The sequence below is a fragment of the Winslowiella iniecta genome (assembly GCF_001267535.1).
Taxonomy (GTDB): domain Bacteria; phylum Pseudomonadota; class Gammaproteobacteria; order Enterobacterales; family Enterobacteriaceae; genus Erwinia; species Erwinia iniecta.
In genome coordinates this window covers 1-333 of sequence record NZ_JRXE01000073.1, presented here as the reverse complement: position 1 = coordinate 333, position 333 = coordinate 1, and the positions used below count along the sequence as shown (strand labels likewise).

1 protein-coding gene is annotated in these 333 nt (G+C 64.6%); it reads right to left on the bottom strand.

The window, feature by feature from the left end; translation table 11 throughout:
- Positions 1 to 333 (bottom strand): hypothetical protein (locus tag NG42_RS22960; protein WP_052903104.1); only part of this gene is annotated, 333 nt, incomplete at both ends.

Sequence of the window (333 nt, the reverse complement as noted above, 5' to 3'; positions counted from 1 at the left end):
GTAGCCATAGCAGGCCAGCCGGTGACGCCCGCTGCCGGTGCGCTGATGCACCGCGCACAGGCGGCCATGCACGCCCTCATAGTCAAGCTCCACCGCCATCTCCTCATTATCCCCGGCGATGGCGATCAGCTGGCCCGCGGCGTTCCAGCCCAGATGCTGACAGTTGTCGTGACGATCATATATCCGCGCAATACGCCATTCGCCTTCACGCGTCGGATCGGGTTCATACAGCTGATGCTCACCGTCGCGGGTCTGCAGCACCGGCACGCCCTGCAGCGTGCACCAGAGCGTCAGGCCGTCCGCGATGAAATGAACCACATCGCCCGGACGCAC